This is a genomic window from Citrobacter freundii complex sp. 2025EL-00176 (assembly GCF_053309355.1).
Window position 1 is genome coordinate 219,419 of the sequence record NZ_JBRYHT010000001.1, and the last position, 17,136, is coordinate 236,554.

General features: G+C 51.2%; 13 protein-coding genes. 8 read left to right on the forward strand and 5 right to left on the reverse strand.

Going from position 1 to position 17,136, the window contains the following annotated elements; genetic code table 11:
- Nucleotides 1-174: 174 nt before the first annotated feature.
- The 3 genes from dmsA to ACVXHP_RS01085 are packed head-to-tail and all read left to right on the forward strand — an operon-like array spanning nucleotide 175 to nucleotide 4,112.
- Nucleotides 175-2,619 (forward strand): dimethylsulfoxide reductase subunit A, encoded by a 2,445-nt coding sequence (dmsA, locus tag ACVXHP_RS01075; protein WP_447570703.1) that lies wholly within the window; start codon nucleotides 175-177, stop codon nucleotides 2,617-2,619.
- A 10-nt stretch (nucleotides 2,620-2,629) separates the two neighbouring features.
- Nucleotides 2,630-3,247, forward strand: coding sequence for a DMSO/selenate family reductase complex B subunit (locus tag ACVXHP_RS01080; protein WP_304697672.1), 618 nt, complete (start codon nucleotides 2,630-2,632; stop codon nucleotides 3,245-3,247).
- Between the two features lies 1 nt (nucleotide 3,248).
- Nucleotides 3,249-4,112 carry a dimethyl sulfoxide reductase anchor subunit family protein gene (locus ACVXHP_RS01085; protein WP_447570704.1) on the forward strand — a complete coding sequence of 288 codons (864 nt, stop codon included), beginning with the start codon at nucleotides 3,249-3,251 and terminating at the stop codon, nucleotides 4,110-4,112.
- A 97-nt stretch (nucleotides 4,113-4,209) separates the two neighbouring features.
- Here ACVXHP_RS01085 and ycaC read toward each other — a convergent pair whose 3' ends face one another.
- Nucleotides 4,210-4,836, reverse strand: coding sequence for an isochorismate family cysteine hydrolase YcaC (gene ycaC, locus ACVXHP_RS01090; protein ID WP_016152433.1), 627 nt, complete (start codon nucleotides 4,834-4,836; stop codon nucleotides 4,210-4,212).
- A 385-nt stretch (nucleotides 4,837-5,221) separates the two neighbouring features.
- Here ycaC and ACVXHP_RS01095 point away from each other — a divergent pair, with 385 nt between their 5' ends.
- On the forward strand, nucleotides 5,222-6,370 hold the full coding sequence (locus tag ACVXHP_RS01095) for an MFS transporter (RefSeq protein WP_447570705.1): 1,149 nt from the start codon (nucleotides 5,222-5,224) through the stop codon (nucleotides 6,368-6,370).
- 123 nt (nucleotides 6,371-6,493) lie between these two features.
- Here ACVXHP_RS01095 and pflA read toward each other — a convergent pair whose 3' ends face one another.
- From pflA to ycaO, 4 genes are all read right to left on the reverse strand, one after another.
- Entirely contained in the window at nucleotides 6,494-7,234 is a 741-nt protein-coding gene (gene pflA, locus ACVXHP_RS01100; protein ID WP_003035751.1) for a pyruvate formate lyase 1-activating protein, read from the reverse strand.
- 185 nt (nucleotides 7,235-7,419) lie between these two features.
- Entirely contained in the window at nucleotides 7,420-9,702 is a 2,283-nt protein-coding gene (gene pflB, locus ACVXHP_RS01105; protein WP_103768937.1) for a formate C-acetyltransferase, read from the reverse strand.
- 59 nt (nucleotides 9,703-9,761) lie between these two features.
- Nucleotides 9,762-10,619, reverse strand: a complete 858-nt coding sequence (focA, locus tag ACVXHP_RS01110; protein WP_200007024.1) for a formate transporter FocA — start codon at nucleotides 10,617-10,619, stop codon at nucleotides 9,762-9,764.
- Between the two features lie 404 nt (nucleotides 10,620-11,023).
- Nucleotides 11,024-12,784, reverse strand: a complete 1,761-nt coding sequence (gene ycaO / locus ACVXHP_RS01115; protein WP_200007022.1) for a 30S ribosomal protein S12 methylthiotransferase accessory factor YcaO — start codon at nucleotides 12,782-12,784, stop codon at nucleotides 11,024-11,026.
- 135 nt (nucleotides 12,785-12,919) lie between these two features.
- Here ycaO and ACVXHP_RS01120 point away from each other — a divergent pair, with 135 nt between their 5' ends.
- The 4 genes from ACVXHP_RS01120 to cmk all read left to right on the forward strand — a co-directional run bounded on the left by ACVXHP_RS01120 (nucleotide 12,920) and on the right by cmk (nucleotide 17,121).
- On the forward strand, nucleotides 12,920-13,612 hold the full coding sequence (locus tag ACVXHP_RS01120) for a DUF421 domain-containing protein (RefSeq protein ID WP_042309456.1): 693 nt from the start codon (nucleotides 12,920-12,922) through the stop codon (nucleotides 13,610-13,612).
- A gap of 213 nt (nucleotides 13,613-13,825) precedes the next feature.
- Nucleotides 13,826-14,914 carry a 3-phosphoserine/phosphohydroxythreonine transaminase gene (serC, locus tag ACVXHP_RS01125; RefSeq protein ID WP_016152445.1) on the forward strand — a complete coding sequence of 363 codons (1,089 nt, stop codon included), beginning with the start codon at nucleotides 13,826-13,828 and terminating at the stop codon, nucleotides 14,912-14,914.
- Between the two features lie 68 nt (nucleotides 14,915-14,982).
- The gene (gene aroA, locus ACVXHP_RS01130; RefSeq protein WP_447570706.1) at nucleotides 14,983-16,266 is read left to right on the forward strand and encodes a 3-phosphoshikimate 1-carboxyvinyltransferase; all 1,284 of its coding nucleotides are present in this window, start codon (nucleotides 14,983-14,985) and stop codon (nucleotides 16,264-16,266) included.
- 171 nt (nucleotides 16,267-16,437) lie between these two features.
- A complete protein-coding gene (gene cmk, locus ACVXHP_RS01135) occupies nucleotides 16,438-17,121 on the forward strand; it encodes a (d)CMP kinase (RefSeq protein ID WP_032939922.1) in 684 nt (227 codons plus the stop codon).
- Nucleotides 17,122-17,136 lie beyond the last annotated feature (15 nt).

Sequence of the window (17,136 nt, forward strand, 5' to 3'; positions counted from 1 at the left end):
CGCTTTTTTTATGCCCATTTGACGTCGGACAATAACCACTACCCACATAGGAGTAATACTGCCTTCAAATGAAAGTCAGTATCTACCAGTCTGTATCTTAATACTATCGATATATAAAAATATATACAACGAGTATTTATTTTTGGTTTATTGTGAGCAGCAGAGTGAGCCCCTATGAAAACTGAGATCCCCGATGCCGTGCTGGCAACTGAGGTTAGTCGCCGTGGTTTGGTAAAAACGACGGCGATAGGCGGACTGGCGGTGGCCAGTAGCGCGTTTACCCTGCCATTTACCCGTATTGCAAATGCCGCTGAAGCCATTAATCCCACGCAGCGCAACGAGAAAGTCATCTGGAGCGCATGTACGGTGAACTGCGGTAGCCGCTGTCCACTGCGGATGCATGTGGTAGACGGTGAAATAAAATATGTCGAAACCGACAACACCGGCGATGACAACTATGACGGTCTGCACCAGGTGCGTGCTTGTCTGCGCGGTCGCTCCATGCGTCGTCGCGTTTATAATCCCGATCGCCTGAAATACCCGATGAGACGCGTCGGTAAGCGCGGCGAAGGTAAATTTGAGCGCATCAGTTGGGATGAGGCGTACGAGATTATTGCCAGCAACATGCAGCGTCTGATTAAAGACTATGGTAACGAATCTATCTATCTGAACTATGGCACTGGCACGTTGGGTGGCACCCTGACGCGCTCCTGGCCGCCGGGTAAAACCCTGGTGGCACGTCTGATGAACTGCTGTGGTGGTTATCTGAATCACTACGGGGACTACTCTTCGGCACAAATCGCTGCCGGGTTGAACTACACCTACGGCGGCTGGGCCGACGGTAACAGTCCGTCCGACATCGAAAACAGCAAGCTGGTGGTGCTGTTCGGTAATAACCCTGGCGAAACCCGTATGAGCGGGGGCGGGGTAACCTATTACCTGGAACAGGCGCGCCAGAAATCCAATGCCCGGATGATTATTATCGATCCCCGCTATACCGATACCGGCGCGGGGCGTGAAGATGAATGGATCCCGATCCGTCCTGGTACAGATGCGGCGTTGGTTAATGGTCTGGCGTACGTCCTGATCACCGAAAACATGGTGGACCAGGCGTTCCTCGACAAATACTGCGTGGGTTACGACGAGAACACCTTGCCGGCCGACGCGCCGAAGAATGGCCACTATAAGGCGTATATTCTTGGACAGGGGACAGACGGTATTGCCAAGACCCCGGAATGGGCGGCGCAGATTACTGGTATTCCCGCTGACCGTATCATCAAACTGGCGCGTGAAATTGGCAGCGCTAAACCGGCATACATCAGCCAGGGGTGGGGGCCGCAGCGTCATGCTAACGGTGAAATAGCGACCCGCGCTATCTCTATGCTGGCCATTCTGACCGGTAACGTTGGTATCAACGGCGGCAACAGCGGTGCGCGTGAGGGCTCATACAGTCTGCCGTTTGAGCGTATGCCCACGCTGGAAAACCCTGTTGAAACCAGCATCTCAATGTTTATGTGGACGGACGCTATTGATCGTGGCCCGGAGATGACGGCGCTGCGTGACGGCGTTCGCGGCAAAGATAAGCTTGATGTTCCGATTAAAATGATCTGGAACTATGCTGGTAACTGCCTGATTAACCAGCACTCTGATATCAACCGCACGCACGAAATCCTGCAGGATGAGAAGAAGTGCGAGATGATCGTTGTCATCGACTGCCATATGACCTCCTCGGCGAAATATGCGGATATTTTACTGCCGGACTGCACCGCTTCCGAGCAGATGGACTTCGCGCTGGATGCGTCCTGCGGAAACATGTCCTACGTGATTTTCACCGATCAGGCGATCAAACCACGTTTCGAATGCAAGACTATCTACCAGATGACCAGCGAGCTGGCGAAACGCCTGGGCGTCGAGCAGCAGTTTACCGAAGGTCGTACTCAGGAAGAGTGGATGCGTCATCTGTATGAGCAGTCGCGCAAGGCCATTCCTGAACTGACCACGTTTGAAGAGTTCCGCAAACAAGGCATCTTTAAGCAGCGAGATCCTGAAGGGCATCACGTTGCGTACAAAGCATTCCGTGAGGATCCCAAAGCCAATCCGCTCACCACGCCGTCGGGTAAGATCGAAATTTATTCGCAGCAGCTTGCCGGGATCGCGGCAACCTGGGAACTGCCGGAAGGTGATGTGATCGATCCATTGCCGATTTATACCCCTGGCTTTGAAAGCTTAAGCGATCCGTTGGTGGAGAAATTCCCGCTGCAACTGACCGGCTTCCACTACAAATCCCGCGTCCACTCGACCTATGGCAACGTAGATGTCCTGAAGGCATCCTGCCGCCAGGAAATGTGGATCAACCCGTTGGATGCGCAGCGACGTGGCATTAATAACGGTGACAAGGTACGCATCTTTAACGATCGTGGCGAGGTGCATATCGAAGCGAAAGTGACGCCGCGTATGATGCCCGGCGTGGTGGCATTGGGCGAAGGGGCCTGGTACGACCCGGACACGAAGCGCGTGGATCAGGGCGGCTGTATTAACGTCCTGACGACTCAACGTCCTTCTCCTCTCGCGAAGGGGAATCCGTCACATACGAACCTGGTTCAGGTTGAAAAGGTGTAAGGAGTAACCGATGACAACCCAGTATGGATTTTTTATTGATTCCAGCCGTTGCACCGGTTGCAAAACCTGCGAACTGGCCTGCAAAGACTTCAAAAATTTAACCCCGGATGTCAGTTTCCGCCGCATTTATGAGTATGCGGGAGGCGACTGGCAAGAAGACAATGGCGTCTGGCATCAAAACGTCTTTGCCTATTACCTCTCCATTGCCTGTAACCACTGTGAAGACCCGGCCTGCACCAAGGTATGTCCGAGCGGCGCGATGCACAAACGTGACGACGGCTTTGTCGTGGTGGATGAAGATGTGTGCATTGGCTGTCGGTATTGCCATATGGCCTGTCCTTACGGTGCGCCTCAGTACAATGCGGAGAAAGGACATATGACCAAATGCGATGGCTGCCATGAGCGCGTTGCTGAAGGTAAGAAACCTATCTGCGTCGAGTCCTGCCCACTGCGTGCGCTGGATTTCGGTCCGATTGACGAATTGCGCAAAAAACACGGCACTCTGGCCGCTGTTGCACCACTGCCGGGCGCGCACTTTACCAAGCCGAGTATTGTCATCAAACCTAATGCCAATAGCCGCCCGACCGGGGATACCACGGGTTATCTGGCCAATCCGAAGGAGGTGTAAGATGGGAAGTGGATGGCATGAATGGCCGCTGATGATCTTCACGGTCTTCGGACAGTGTGTGGTTGGTGGCTTTATCGTCCTAGCGTTGGCGTTAATGAAAGGGGACTTACGTCCTGAATCGCAGCAGCGGGTAATCGCCTGCATGTTCGGGCTGTGGGTACTGATGGGCATTGGCTTTATTGCTTCTATGCTCCACCTGGGCTCGCCGATGCGTGCCTTTAACTCGCTAAATCGCGTAGGCGCTTCTGCGCTGAGTAATGAAATCGCCAGCGGTTCAGTGTTCTTTGCCATTGGCGGCATCGGTTGGCTGCTGGCGATGTTGAAAAAAATGCCGCCCGCATTACGCAATCTGTGGTTAGTTGTCACCATGGTACTGGGCGTCGTTTTTGTCTGGATGATGGTGCGTGTGTATAACACCATTGATACCGTGCCGACCTGGTATAGCGTCTGGACGCCGCTGGGTTTCTTCCTGACGCTGTTTATGGGCGGTCCGCTGCTGGGATATCTGCTATTGAGAATTGCAGGTGTTGACGGTTGGGCGATGCGTCTGCTGCCAGCCATTTCAGTGCTTGCTCTGGTTGTGAGCGCCATTATGGCTGTAATGCAGGGTGCTGAACTGGCGACGATCCACAGTTCGATTCAACAGGCGTCTGCGCTGGTTCCGGATTATGGCTCGCTGATGGCCTGGCGGATCGTGGCACTAGCGTTAGCGCTGTGCTGCTGGATTGTTCCGCAAGTAAAAGGTTATCAACCCGCAATACCACTGCTTTCCGTCGCATTTATTCTGCTGATAGTCGGTGAGCTGATTGGTCGTGGCGTGTTCTATGGCCTGCATATGACTGTCGGCATGGCGGTTGCAAGCTAATCCATACCAGGCCGGATGGCGGCTCGCACCTATCCGGCCTACACGATCCGTAGGCCTTCAGGCTGCGCGTCATCCGGCATTATGTCACGCTAGGTTTTTACTTCTGTTTGGTTAACGTGTCGTAGCTGGTCATTAGATTGCGATAATCTGGAATGTGATTAGAGAACAACGTCGCCAGACCTTCGATATCGTTACGCCAGTCACGGTGTAGCTCACACGCGACGCCGAACCACGTCATCAGTTGCGCGCCAGCCTGCGACATCCGATCCCATGCTGAATGGCGGGTGATTTCGTTAAATGTACCCGAAGCATCAGTGACGACAAAGACGTCAAATCCTTCTTCTATCGCGGAGAGTGCTGGGAAGGCGACGCAAACTTCCGTCACGACACCAGCGATAATCAGCTGTTTTTTACCGGTCGCTTTTACGGCTTTCACAAAATCTTCGTTATCCCACGCGTTAATGTTTCCCGGGCGCGCAATATAAGGCGCATCGGGGAATTGCGCTTTCAGCTCAGGTACCAGCGGTCCGTTAGGTCCTGTTTCAAAACTGGTGGTCAGAATAGTCGGGAGCTTGAAGTATTTTGCCAGGTCACCCAGGGCAAGCACGTTATTCTTGAATTTATCGGGATCGATATCCCGAACCAAAGAGAGCAAGCCAGCCTGATGGTCGACCAGCAATACTGCCGCATTATCTTTATCAAGTCTTACGTAAGGTTTAGTCATGATATTTCTCCTGTTCAGCATCAGTGGGGAAAATTTGATGAGTTTAAGTCTACAGAAAGAACGATATTCGGATTAGATCCATAAATAAGAACTCACTGTTCTATTTTGAAGACAATGCAGCTCAGCATCCCGCATAGAGTTTAGTAAGAAATAAAAGTAAGGGGAGTCCATGAAATTTTTCGACTGAACGGAAGGTGACATTTTTGTTTTAGATCAATAAAAACAAGCAGATGTGTTTTTCTGTTATTTATCCATTCATATTAAGAATCAGTAATACGAATCGATCGTCCATAAAGCGCCCCAGCCCTCTGATTGCGCCGATTGACAATGTTTTTAGCAGTGGCATGATGCGCATGAAATTTGAGCTTCCTCACGGTTTTTATTCATGTCTACCTATACCCGTCCCGTCATGCTACTGCTGTGCGGGCTGCTTCTGTTGACCCTGGCGATCGCCGTGTTAAACACGCTCGTCCCGCTTTGGCTCGCCCATGAAAATCTGCCAACCTGGCAGGTCGGTATGGTGAGCTCGTCCTACTTTACCGGCAATCTGGTAGGGACGTTGCTAACCGGGTATTTAATAAAACACCTTGGATTTAATCGCAGCTATTACATCGCCTCGTTTATTTTTGCCGCGGGCTGTGTCGGGCTGGGGATTATGGTTGGATTTTGGAGCTGGATGAGCTGGCGCTTTATTGCCGGCGTTGGCTGCGCCATGATTTGGGTGGTAGTAGAAAGTGCGCTGATGTGCAGCGGAACTTCGCGTAATCGCGGGCGTTTGCTTGCCGCCTATATGATGATCTATTACGTGGGGACGTTTTTAGGGCAGTTGCTGGTCAGTAAAGTTTCAACAGAATTGATGAACGTCCTGCCGTGGGTGACAGGAACTATTCTGGCTGGCGTTTTACCGCTACTCTTTACGCGGATTGCTAATCAGCAGGGTAATGAACAGCACTCCAACCCTATTGTATCGATGCTGAAACTGCGACAGGCGCGTCTGGGTGTGAATGGCTGTATTATTTCCGGGATTGTTCTGGGTTCGTTGTATGGTTTGATGCCGCTGTATCTCAACCATCAGGGAGTGAGCAATGCCAGTATTGGTTTCTGGATGGCGGTTCTGGTTAGCGCCGGTATTCTGGGGCAATGGCCGATTGGCCGCCTGGCGGATAAACTGGGGCGCCTGCTGGTTTTACGCGTCCAGGTGTTTGTGGTGATCGTCGCGAGTATTGCGATGCTGAATCAGGCGGCGATGGTCCCCGCATTATTTATGTTGGGTGCGGCAGGTTTTACTCTCTATCCGGTCGCGATGGCCTGGGCCTGTGAAAAAGTGGAACATCATCAACTGGTCGCCATGAATCAGGCTTTGCTATTAAGCTATACCGTTGGCAGTCTGCTGGGTCCTTCGTTTACCGCAATGCTGATGCAGAATTATTCAGATAGCCTGCTGTTTATCATGATTGCCAGCGTATCGTTTATTTATTTACTGATGCTGCTGCGCAAGACGGGTCACACGCCCAATTCTATCGCGCATATTTGACCTGTTTTAACAGGATGCGAACAGGTGTACTGGTTGGACTGGGATTGATTTTCCCGCTTTTGGCGAGAAGAGGACCTTAAGAAGGTATTAGGTGGGTAACAGGTTTGTTACCCACCGCAAGGCTTAATACATCACTTTATGACCGTACTGCTCCAGGATGCCTTTTACGCGTTCCATGGTTTCTTTCTTCGGCGGCTTCACGCCATCGAGTTTGTACTCTTCACCCATCGCCACCCATTTGTGTTTGCCCAGCTCGTGGTAAGGCAGCAGCTCGATTTTTTCAACGTTGCCCATATCGCGGGTAAACTCGCCCAGACGGTGCGCGGAGTCGTCATCGTCAGACCAGCCCGGCACTACCACGTAACGGATCCACACTTTGATGTCTTTGTTCGACAGGTAACGAGCGAATTCCAGCGTGCGATGGTTAGACACACCCACCAGATTCTGGTGGATTTCGTCGTTCATCTGTTTGAGATCGAGCATCACCAGGTCGGTGACTTCCAGAAGTTCATCAATTACCGGATCGTAGCGGCGAACAAAACCGTTGGTGTCCAGGCAGGTATGAATGCCTTCTTTTTTACAGGCGCGAAACCAGTCACGTACGAATTCAGCTTGCAGGATAGCTTCTCCGCCAGACGCCGTTACGCCGCCACCGGATGCGTTCATAAAGTGGCGATAGGTCACCACCTCTTTCATTAATTCGTCGACGGTGACTTCTTTGCCGCCGTGCGTATCCCATGTGTCACGGTTATGGCAATACAGGCAGCGCATCAGGCAGCCCTGGAAGAAGGTAATAAAACGGATGCCCGGGCCATCAACAGTGCCACAGGATTCAAAGGAGTGAATGCGACCAATAACTGACATTGCGGTGTTTCTCCAGATGTGGCCCATCCGGGGCCTGTGTTAGTGCACAGTTATTAACTGTGTCGAGTCTGTTTTGGCTGCTATCCATAAGTATAGATAGCTGACAAAGCAGGCTATTAAAAAGGCCCCACTTACGTGGAGCCTTTATTGTACGCTTTTTAAAGTACGATTTCAGTCAAAACCAATTACATGGTCTGAGTGAAGGTACGAGTAATAACGTCCTGCTGCTGTTCTTTAGTCAGGGAGTTAAAACGTACTGCGTAGCCAGAAACGCGGATGGTCAGCTGCGGATATTTTTCCGGATGTTCCATCGCATCCAGCAGCATTTCACGGTTCATGACGTTCACGTTCAGGTGCTGACCACCTTCGATGGATGCTTCGTGGTGGAAGTAACCATCCATCAGACCAGCCAGGTTGGTCTTACGAACTTCGTCGTCTTTACCCAGTGCGTTCGGAACGATAGAGAAGGTATAAGAGATACCATCTTTAGCGTAAGCAAACGGCAGTTTAGCAACGGAAGTCAGAGAGGCAACAGCACCTTTCTGGTCACGACCGTGCATTGGGTTAGCACCAGGTCCGAACGGCGCGCCAGCACGACGACCGTCTGGGGTGTTACCGGTTTTCTTACCATAAACCACGTTAGAGGTGATGGTCAGAACAGACTGAGTCGGGATAGCGTTACGGTAAGTAGTCAGTTTCTGAATTTTCTTCATGAAACGTTCTACCAGGTCAACCGCCATGTCATCTACGCGAGAGTCGTTGTTACCAAACTGCGGGTATTCGCCTTCGATTTCGAAGTCAACAGCCAGGCCGTCTTCGTCACGAATCGGTTTAACTTTCGCATATTTGATTGCAGACAGGGAGTCAGCAGCAACGGACAGACCTGCGATACCACACGCCATGGTGCGGATAACGTCACGGTCGTGCAGCGCCATCAGAGAGGCTTCGTAGCTGTACTTGTCGTGCATGTAGTGGATAACGTTCAGCGCGGTGACATACTGTTTAGCCAGCCAGTCCATGAAGTGATCCATGCGGTCCATCACTTCGTCGAAGTTCAGAACGTCGCCTTTGATCGGTTCAGATTTAGGACCAACCTGCATTTTCAGTTTTTCATCAACGCCGCCGTTGATTGCGTACAGCATGGTTTTCGCCAGGTTTGCACGCGCACCGAAGAACTGCATTTGTTTACCAACAACCATCGGGCTTACGCAGCAAGCGATAGCGTAATCGTCGTTGTTGAAGTCCGGACGCATCAGGTCATCGTTCTCGTACTGCAGAGAAGAGGTGTCGATGGACACTTTAGCGGCGAATTTCTTGAAGTTCAGAGGCAGTTTTTCAGACCACAGAACGGTGATGTTCGGCTCCGGAGAAGGACCCATGGTGTACAGGGTGTTCAGGAAGCGGAAGCTGTTTTTGGTAACCAGAGTACGGCCGTCAACGCCCATACCACCGATAGATTCAGTTGCCCAAATCGGGTCACCGGAGAACAGTTCATCATATTCCGGAGTACGCAGGAAGCGAACCATACGCAGTTTCATGACCAGGTGGTCAATCATTTCCTGAGCGTCTTGTTCGGTGATTTTGCCTGCTTTGATATCACGTTCGATGTAGGCATCCAGGAAGGTGGATACGCGACCGAAGGACATTGCTGCGCCGTTCTGAGATTTAACTGCGGCCAGGTAGCCGAAGTAAGTCCACTGGATAGCTTCCTGAGCGTTGGTAGCCGGACCAGAGATATCGCAGCCATATTTAGCCGCCATTTCTTTGATCTGACCCAGCGCGCGGTGCTGTTCAGCGATTTCTTCACGCAGACGGATAGTCGCTTCCAGGTTTACGCCGTTTTCCAGATCGGACTGCAGAGAGACGAACTGAGCGTATTTGTCTTTCATCAGGTAGTCGATACCGTACAGCGCAACGCGACGGTAGTCACCGATGATACGGCCACGGCCATACGCATCTGGCAGACCAGTCAGAACACCGGATTTACGGCAGTTCAGAATGTCTTTGGTATAAACATCGAATACGCCCTGGTTGTGGGTTTTGCGGTATTCGGTGAAGATTTTTTTCAGCATCGGGTCCAGTTCGCGATTGTACGCTTTGCAGGAACCTTCAACCATTTTGATGCCGCCGAACGGAATGATCGCACGTTTCAGCGGAGCTTCAGTCTGCAGACCAACAATTTTCTCAAGCGCTTTGTTGATGTAGCCAGCGTCGTGAGAAGTGATGGTAGAAGCAACGGAGGTGTCAAAGTCAACAGGCGCGTGAGTGCGGTTTTCCTGTTTAACGCCTTCCATTACGCTGTCCCACAGCTTGGTGGTCGCGTCTGTAGCGCCAGCCAGGAAGGACTCGTCACCCTCATACGGAGTGTAGTTTTTCTGAATGAAGTCACGTACGTTTACTTCATTCTGCCAGTCACCTTTGGTAAAACCTTCCCAGGCTGTGGCTAACTTTTCATTAAGCTCGGACATGTAACACCTACCTTCTTAAGTGGATTTTTTATTTACTACGTGTAATGGGCATCAACAGATTAATGATGATCGTTACCACGCAGGTAAATGACCCAGTATGTCAACCCGACCAACAAACCGCCGCCGATAATGTTACCGATCGTAACCGGAATCAGGTTATCGGTGATGAAATTCATCACGGTCAGGTGAGAAAAATTCTCCGGAGAAGAACCGACAGCGGTCCAGAATTCCGGGGTGGCGAAATCGCGTATTACAATACCCATAGGGATCATAAACATGTTTGCGATACTGTGCTCAAAACCGCTGGCAACAAACATTGCGACCGGTAATACCATGATAAACGCTTTGTCCATCAGGCTGCGACCTGAGTAGCTCATCCATACGGCCAGACACACCATCAGGTTAGCCAGGATGCCGAGGCTTACCGCCTCAACAAAAGTATGATGCACTTTGTGGTCGGCTGTTTGCAGGACATTGAGTCCCCACGCGCCGTTGGCGGTCATATACTCGCCGGAAAGCCACATGAGTAACACGAAGATCAGGGCGCCAATCAGGTTGCCGACATAAACGTTAAGCCAGTTTTTAGCCAACTGTCCCCAGGTAATACGACCACTGGCTTTAGCAACAACAATCAGTACGGTTGAGGTGAAGAGGTCTGCACCGCAGATAACACAAAGAATCAGCCCCAGGGAAAAGCAGATACCACCGACTAATTTTGCCATGCCGAAAGGCATAGTACCGGTACCGGTAGTGGCAGTGATATAGAAAACAAAGGCAATTGAAATGAATACACCGGCAGTAATTGCCAGATAGAACGTCTTAAGCGGATGTTTCGTTGCTTTATAGACGCCTGCTTCTTCGGCAACTTTGGCCATTGCAGCAGGGAGTAAAAGATCAAAAGGGTTGTCAGCTTTCACACTAACTCTCTCTTTATTAAGTCGGCGACGAGATACTAACAAAGCATTATAGATGAGAATTTGATATAGATCATATCTCGCCTGGCTTATAGGCCCGCAAGACGCATGGTTTTTATGCGATTACGGAGTAACTTGTTGATTATCCAAATAAAAATAAATTTTAAAAATTATAAAGTGAGTTGAATTTTTTCTTTCAGCCTCCTGTTGGGCGGTTAATTAATATGGAGTAATTGAGATAAAAAGCCACATTAATAAGCTAATTTTTTTAATATCAACTACTAATATTTAACCTTGTTTTTACATTTATTTTTTGTTTTGACCAAAATAAAAAACAGGGCGCATAAAGCGCCCCGTAATATAGCCCAGACAATACATTTAGCCTACTTCACGCAGGCCGTTTGTCACTATTTTGACCAGTGCGCTGCTTTCGCGCGCTGCAGTTTTTCATAGGCTTTCAGCAGAGACTGATGCGCCGGGAACGCGTGCAGATCGCTGTCCACTGGCTGAAGACCATAAAATGCGGCCTCACCACTCAATGCCGCACTTGCCGCTTCAACCGCATCGGCGCCGTACATGCGGACAAACGCGTTCAGATATTGCAGCGGCTGACGATCCTCTTCCTGAGACAATAGCAGCAGCGTTTGCAGGCAACGGTAGTAGTTTGCACGTTCAGCGCTAAAGACGGAGGCGTTGAATTCCATCGTCCACTCTGTCCATACCAGTGCTTGCTCCAGGTCACCACCGGCCAGCGCCAGCATTACTTTAAGCTCGCCAATGCGCAGGGTGTACCAACCGTTATCCGCCCCGGTCGCCAGACCAAGCAGTTCGCGAACGCGGGTGAAGTCGTCAAAACCTTCTTCATCCAGTTGTTCGATCAGATTGAGATAGTCTTCTTTATCCCACTCACTGCCAGGCAGAGAGAGGATCGTTTCGCGCAGATGAGCACCCATTGCGTTGTTGGCTAACCACAGATCTTCCGCCGGATAGATGTCAGACATGCCCGGAACGATAATGCGGCAAGCGTAAACGCTCAGGTGTTCGTAGTCGGCGATATACACTTCTTTATCGTCAGCGTTGAAGATGGCCATCAGGGTGGCGAACTCTTCTTCCGTAGTGCCGGAGAAATTCCAGTCAACGAACGGATAATCAGCATCCTGCTTGAACAGATCCCAGGAGATCAGACCGCTGGAATCAATGAAGTGGGTTTCAAGGTTAGTGTGTTCAGCCACTTCTTCATCATCGAAGGTCGGCGGGGTGAAGACATCAAGATCTTTCAGACCACGACCCTGCAGCAGTTCGGTAACGGTACGCTCCAGCGCAACGCCGAAATCCGGGTGCGCGCCGAAGGACGCAAAGCAGGTACCGTTGGCCGGGTTGAACAGGACAACGCAAATCACCGGGTATTTGCCGCCCAGCGAACCATCGTAGGCGAAAATCGGGAAACCTTCCGCTTCCAGTTTGGCGATGGACTCCACTACCGCCGGGTAACGCGCCATCACCTCGGCCGGGATTTCCGGCAGGCTGATGCTTTCCGCGATAATGCGGTTCTTCACATAACGTTCAAAGACTTCAGACAGGCCCTGAACGCGCGCTTCATTGGGCGTGTTACCCGCAGACATACCGTTAGAAACGTACAGGTTGCCGATAATATTCATCGGAATATAGACGGTCTGGTTATCAGACTGACGGGTAAACGGCAGGCCGCAGACGCCACGATCTTCATTACCGGATTGCAGGTCGATAAGCATGCTTCCGGTCAATTCGTTTTCTGGATCGTAAAACGCGCGCAGACGCGCATCCAGTAGACCTTCCGGCACGTCGTCGTCTTCCGTCAGCGGGAACCATTTTTCGTTCGGATAATGCACGAACGGGCCGTTGGCGATGGTTTCGCCCAGCCAGAAATCTGCAAAGAAGTAGTTCGTAGACAGACGCTCAAAATATTCGCCCAGCGCGGAGGCCAGCGCCGCTTTTTTCGTCGCGCCTTTACCGTTGGTAAAGCACAGCGCGCATTCTTTGTCGCGAATATGTACAGACCAAACGTTAGGCACGGGGTTCAACCATGAGGCTTCTTCAATCTGAAAACCAAGGTCGAGTAATTTTTGCTGGAAGCGAGCGATGGAGTCTTCCAGAGCGGCATCTTTGCCGGGAATAAATGTTTGCGTCATGAAAATCACTTTTGTCGTACGGAAAGCGCGCAATGATACGGGTTTTCAATGAACGGCGCTATCGCCGCCGGAGCCCAGGCGTAAATAAAACTATTGGCTATGCTTTCACACAGTCATCAATGTTAAGAGCACAAAATGAAAGCATTCGATTTACAGCGTATGGCACTGGATAAGGTGCCAATGGAATTTCTTGGCGAGGTTGCGCTGCGCAGTCTCTATACCTTTATATTGGTTTTTCTGTTTTTAAAGCTAACAGGACGGCGTGGCGTACGGCAGATGTCGCTTTTCGAAGTGCTGATTATTCTTACGCTGGGCTCAGCGGCGGGGGATGTGGCGTTTTATGACGATGTGCCGATGATTCCGGTGCTGGTGGTCTTTATTACCCTGGCGTTGCTTTATCGTATTGTCATGTGGCTGATGTCACACAGCGAAAAGCTGGAAGATCTACTGGAAGGTAAGCCAGTGGTCATCATTGAAGATGGTGAATTGTCATGGTCAAAGCTTAATCGCGCCAATATGACGGAATTCGAATTCTTTATGGAGCTGCGTTTGAACGGCGTAGAGCAACTGGGGCAGGTAAAACTCGCTATTCTTGAGACGAATGGGCAGATCAGCGTTTACTTCTTTGCCGATGAAGACGTAAAACCGGGTCTTAGCATTCTGCCTAAACATTGTACGCAGCGATTTAAGGTGGTACCTGAAACAGGCGACTATGCATGCGTACGGTGTAGTGAAGTGGTGCAAATGAGCGCGGGGGATCATCAATTATGTCCGCGCTGCGCAAATCCAGAATGGTCGAAGGCCAGTCGGGCAAAACGGGTCACCTGACAGCGAAAATCTCGGTTTTTACCCGTCAATCCGATAGATTCTGTTGTGTGACCGATGACTCATTTTTACCCCGCTCAGTTTTACCCATTGCGGCGCGTGTCACTGAATGATAAAACCGATATCCACAGGAATAACTTATACCCAATGTCTGTCACAGGATTATCGTCAATGACAGGATGTTGATTGGATAACAACACAACGTGGTGAGGGGAAATGGCTCAGGTCTTCAATTTTAGTTCAGGTCCGGCAATGCTACCGGCGGAAGTACTTAAACTGGCTCAACAGGATCTTCGCGACTGGAACGGTCTTGGCACGTCGGTAATGGAAATTAGCCACCGCGGCAAAGAGTTTATCCAGGTTGCAGAGGAAGCAGAGCAGGATTTTCGCGATCTCCTCAGCATCCCCTCCAACTATAAAGTGTTGTTCTGTCATGGCGGTGGCCGTGGGCAATTCGCCGGTATCCCGTTAAATATTCTCGGTGATAAAACGACAGCGGATTACGTTGATGCCGGCTACTGGGCCGCCAGTGCAATTAAAGAAGCGAAAAAGTACTGCACGCCAAACGTTATCGATGCCAAAGTCACCGTTGACGGTCTGCGTGCTGTTAAGCCAATGAGCGAATGGCAGCTTTCTGACAACGCGGCGTATCTGCACTATTGCCCGAACGAAACCATCGATGGCATCGCGATTGATGAAACGCCGAATTTTGCCAGCAACGTAGTCGTCACGGCGGATCTCTCTTCTACTATTCTCTCTGCGCCGCTTGATGTTAGCCGCTATGGCGTAATCTATGCCGGGGCGCAGAAAAACATTGGTCCTGCGGGACTGACGATTGTCATCGTACGTGAAGATCTGCTGGGTAAAGCGCATGTATCATGCCCGTCAATCCTCGACTACACCGTGCTGAACGACAACGACTCCATGTTCAACACGCCGCCAACCTTTGCCTGGTATCTGTCTGGCCTGGTCTTTAAGTGGCTGAAAGAGCAGGGCGGTGTTAATGCGATGGATAAAATTAACCAGCAAAAAGCAGAGCTGTTGTATGGCGTGATCGACAACAGCGACTTCTATCGCAACGATGTCGCGAAGTCGAACCGTTCGCGTATGAACGTCCCGTTCCAGCTGGCTGATAGTGCCCTGGATAAACTCTTCCTGGAGGAGTCTTTCGCTGCGGGTCTGCATGCGCTGAAAGGGCATCGCGTGGTCGGCGGTATGCGTGCGTCCATCTATAATGCGATGCCGCTTGAAGGCGTAAAAGCACTGACCGATTTCATGGTCGATTTCGAACGCCGCCGCGGTTAATCAGCTGTACTTTTCATCCCCACAGCCCGTCTGTGGGGTTTTTATATCTGTTTTGAGAGTTGAGTTTCATGGAATCCCTGACGTTACAACCCATTGCGCGGGTGGATGGCACCATCAATCTGCCTGGATCCAAAAGTGTTTCTAACCGCGCTTTGCTGCTGGCCGCATTAGCAAATGGCACCACTGTTCTGACCAACCTGCTGGACAGCGACGATGTCCGTCATATGCTCAATGCACTGAATGCGTTAGGGATTAGTTATACCCTTTCCGCCGATCGCACCCGCTGCGAGATTATCGGCAACGGTGGCGCATTACATGCCGAAGGGGCAGTGGAATTGTTTCTTGGCAATGCCGGAACCGCAATGCGTCCTCTGGCTGCTGCGCTGTGCCTCGGCAGTAATGACATCGTGTTGACGGGTGAACCGCGCATGAAGGAGCGCCCGATTGGCCATCTGGTTGACGCGCTGCGCCAGGGGGGAGCCAACATTGAGTATCTGGAGCAGGAAAACTATCCGCCCTTGCGTCTGCGTGGTGGCTTCACCGGAGGGCAGGTTGAGGTGGACGGCAGCGTGTCCAGCCAGTTCCTCACTGCGCTGTTAATGACTGCACCGCTGGCGCCGCAGGATACCACGATCGCCATTAAAGGCGAGCTGGTATCCAAACCTTATATTGATATCACACTGAATCTGATGAAGACGTTTGGTGTTGAAATTGAGAATCAGAACTACCAGCGCTTTGTTGTGCAGGGGCAGCAGCAGTATCAGTCACCGGGTGCCTATCTGGTTGAGGGCGATGCTTCCTCTGCTTCATACTTCCTCGCGGCGGGCGCCATTAAAGGCGGCACGGTAAAAGTCACTGGGATTGGTCGCAACAGTATGCAGGGCGATATTCGCTTCGCGGATGTACTGGAAAAAATGGGCGCGACCATTACATGGGGCGATGACTTTATTGCCTGTACTCACGGCGAACTGAACGCTGTGGATATGGATATGAACCATATTCCCGATGCGGCGATGACTATTGCCACGGCTGCGCTGTTTGCTAAAGGCACCACGACCTTACGCAACATCTACAACTGGCGCGTCAAAGAGACCGACCGTCTGTTTGCGATGGCGACGGAATTACGCAAAGTGGGCGCGGAAGTGGAAGAGGGGCATGACTTCATCCGCATTACACCACCAGCGACGCTGCAGTTTGCGGATATCGCAACCTATAACGATCATCGTATGGCGATGTGTTTCTCGCTGGTGGCGCTGTCTGACACCCCGGTGACCATTCTTGATCCCAAATGTACCGCCAAAACTTTCCCGGATTATTTCGAACAGCTGGCGCGTATTAGTACACCTGCATGATTTTATTGCCGCACTATCAGGTGCGGCACATTCTGCCATCTCCGATTGTCTATTTCTTCTACACTCAGCTTCAATGATTCTGCATTTTTCACACAAAGATAACGATCGTTGTCGTTGGCGCGTATAATGCGCGGCGTTCACGTTAACGTATGCCCGTTTAAGGAGAAAAAGATGACGGCAATTGCCCCGGTTATTACCATTGATGGCCCAAGCGGTGCAGGTAAAGGCACCTTGTGCAAGGCAATGGCGGAAGCATTGCAATGGCATCTGTTAGATTCAGGCGCGATCTATCGCGTACTGGCGCTCGCAGCGTTACATCACCATGTTGATGTCACCTCTGAAGATGCTCTGGTACCGCTTGCCTCACATCTGGATGTGCGTTTTATCTCAACGGACGGCAACCTGGAAGTCATTCTGGAAGGTGAAGATGTTAGCGGCGAAATCCGCACTCAGGAAGTGGCGAATGCCGCATCCCAGGTGGCTGCTTTTCCCCGCGTGCGCGAAGCGCTGTTACGTCGTCAACGCGCGTTTCGCGAAGCGCCTGGCCTGATTGCCGACGGACGCGATATGGGGACCGTCGTGTTCCCGGATGCGCCGGTGAAAATTTTTCTGGACGCCTCCTCGCACGAACGTGCGCATAGACGTATGCTACAGTTGCAGGAGAAGGGCTTTAGTGTTAACTTTGAACGCCTTTTGGCCGAGATCGAAGAACGCGATTACCGCGATCGTAACCGTGCTGTAGCGCCGCTGGTTCCCGCTGCTGATGCTTTAGTTTTGGATTCAACCCGATTAAGCATTGAGCAAGTGATTGAAAAAGCGTTACAATACGCGCGCCAAAAACTGGCACTCGCTTAAGTGCGACCGAATTTG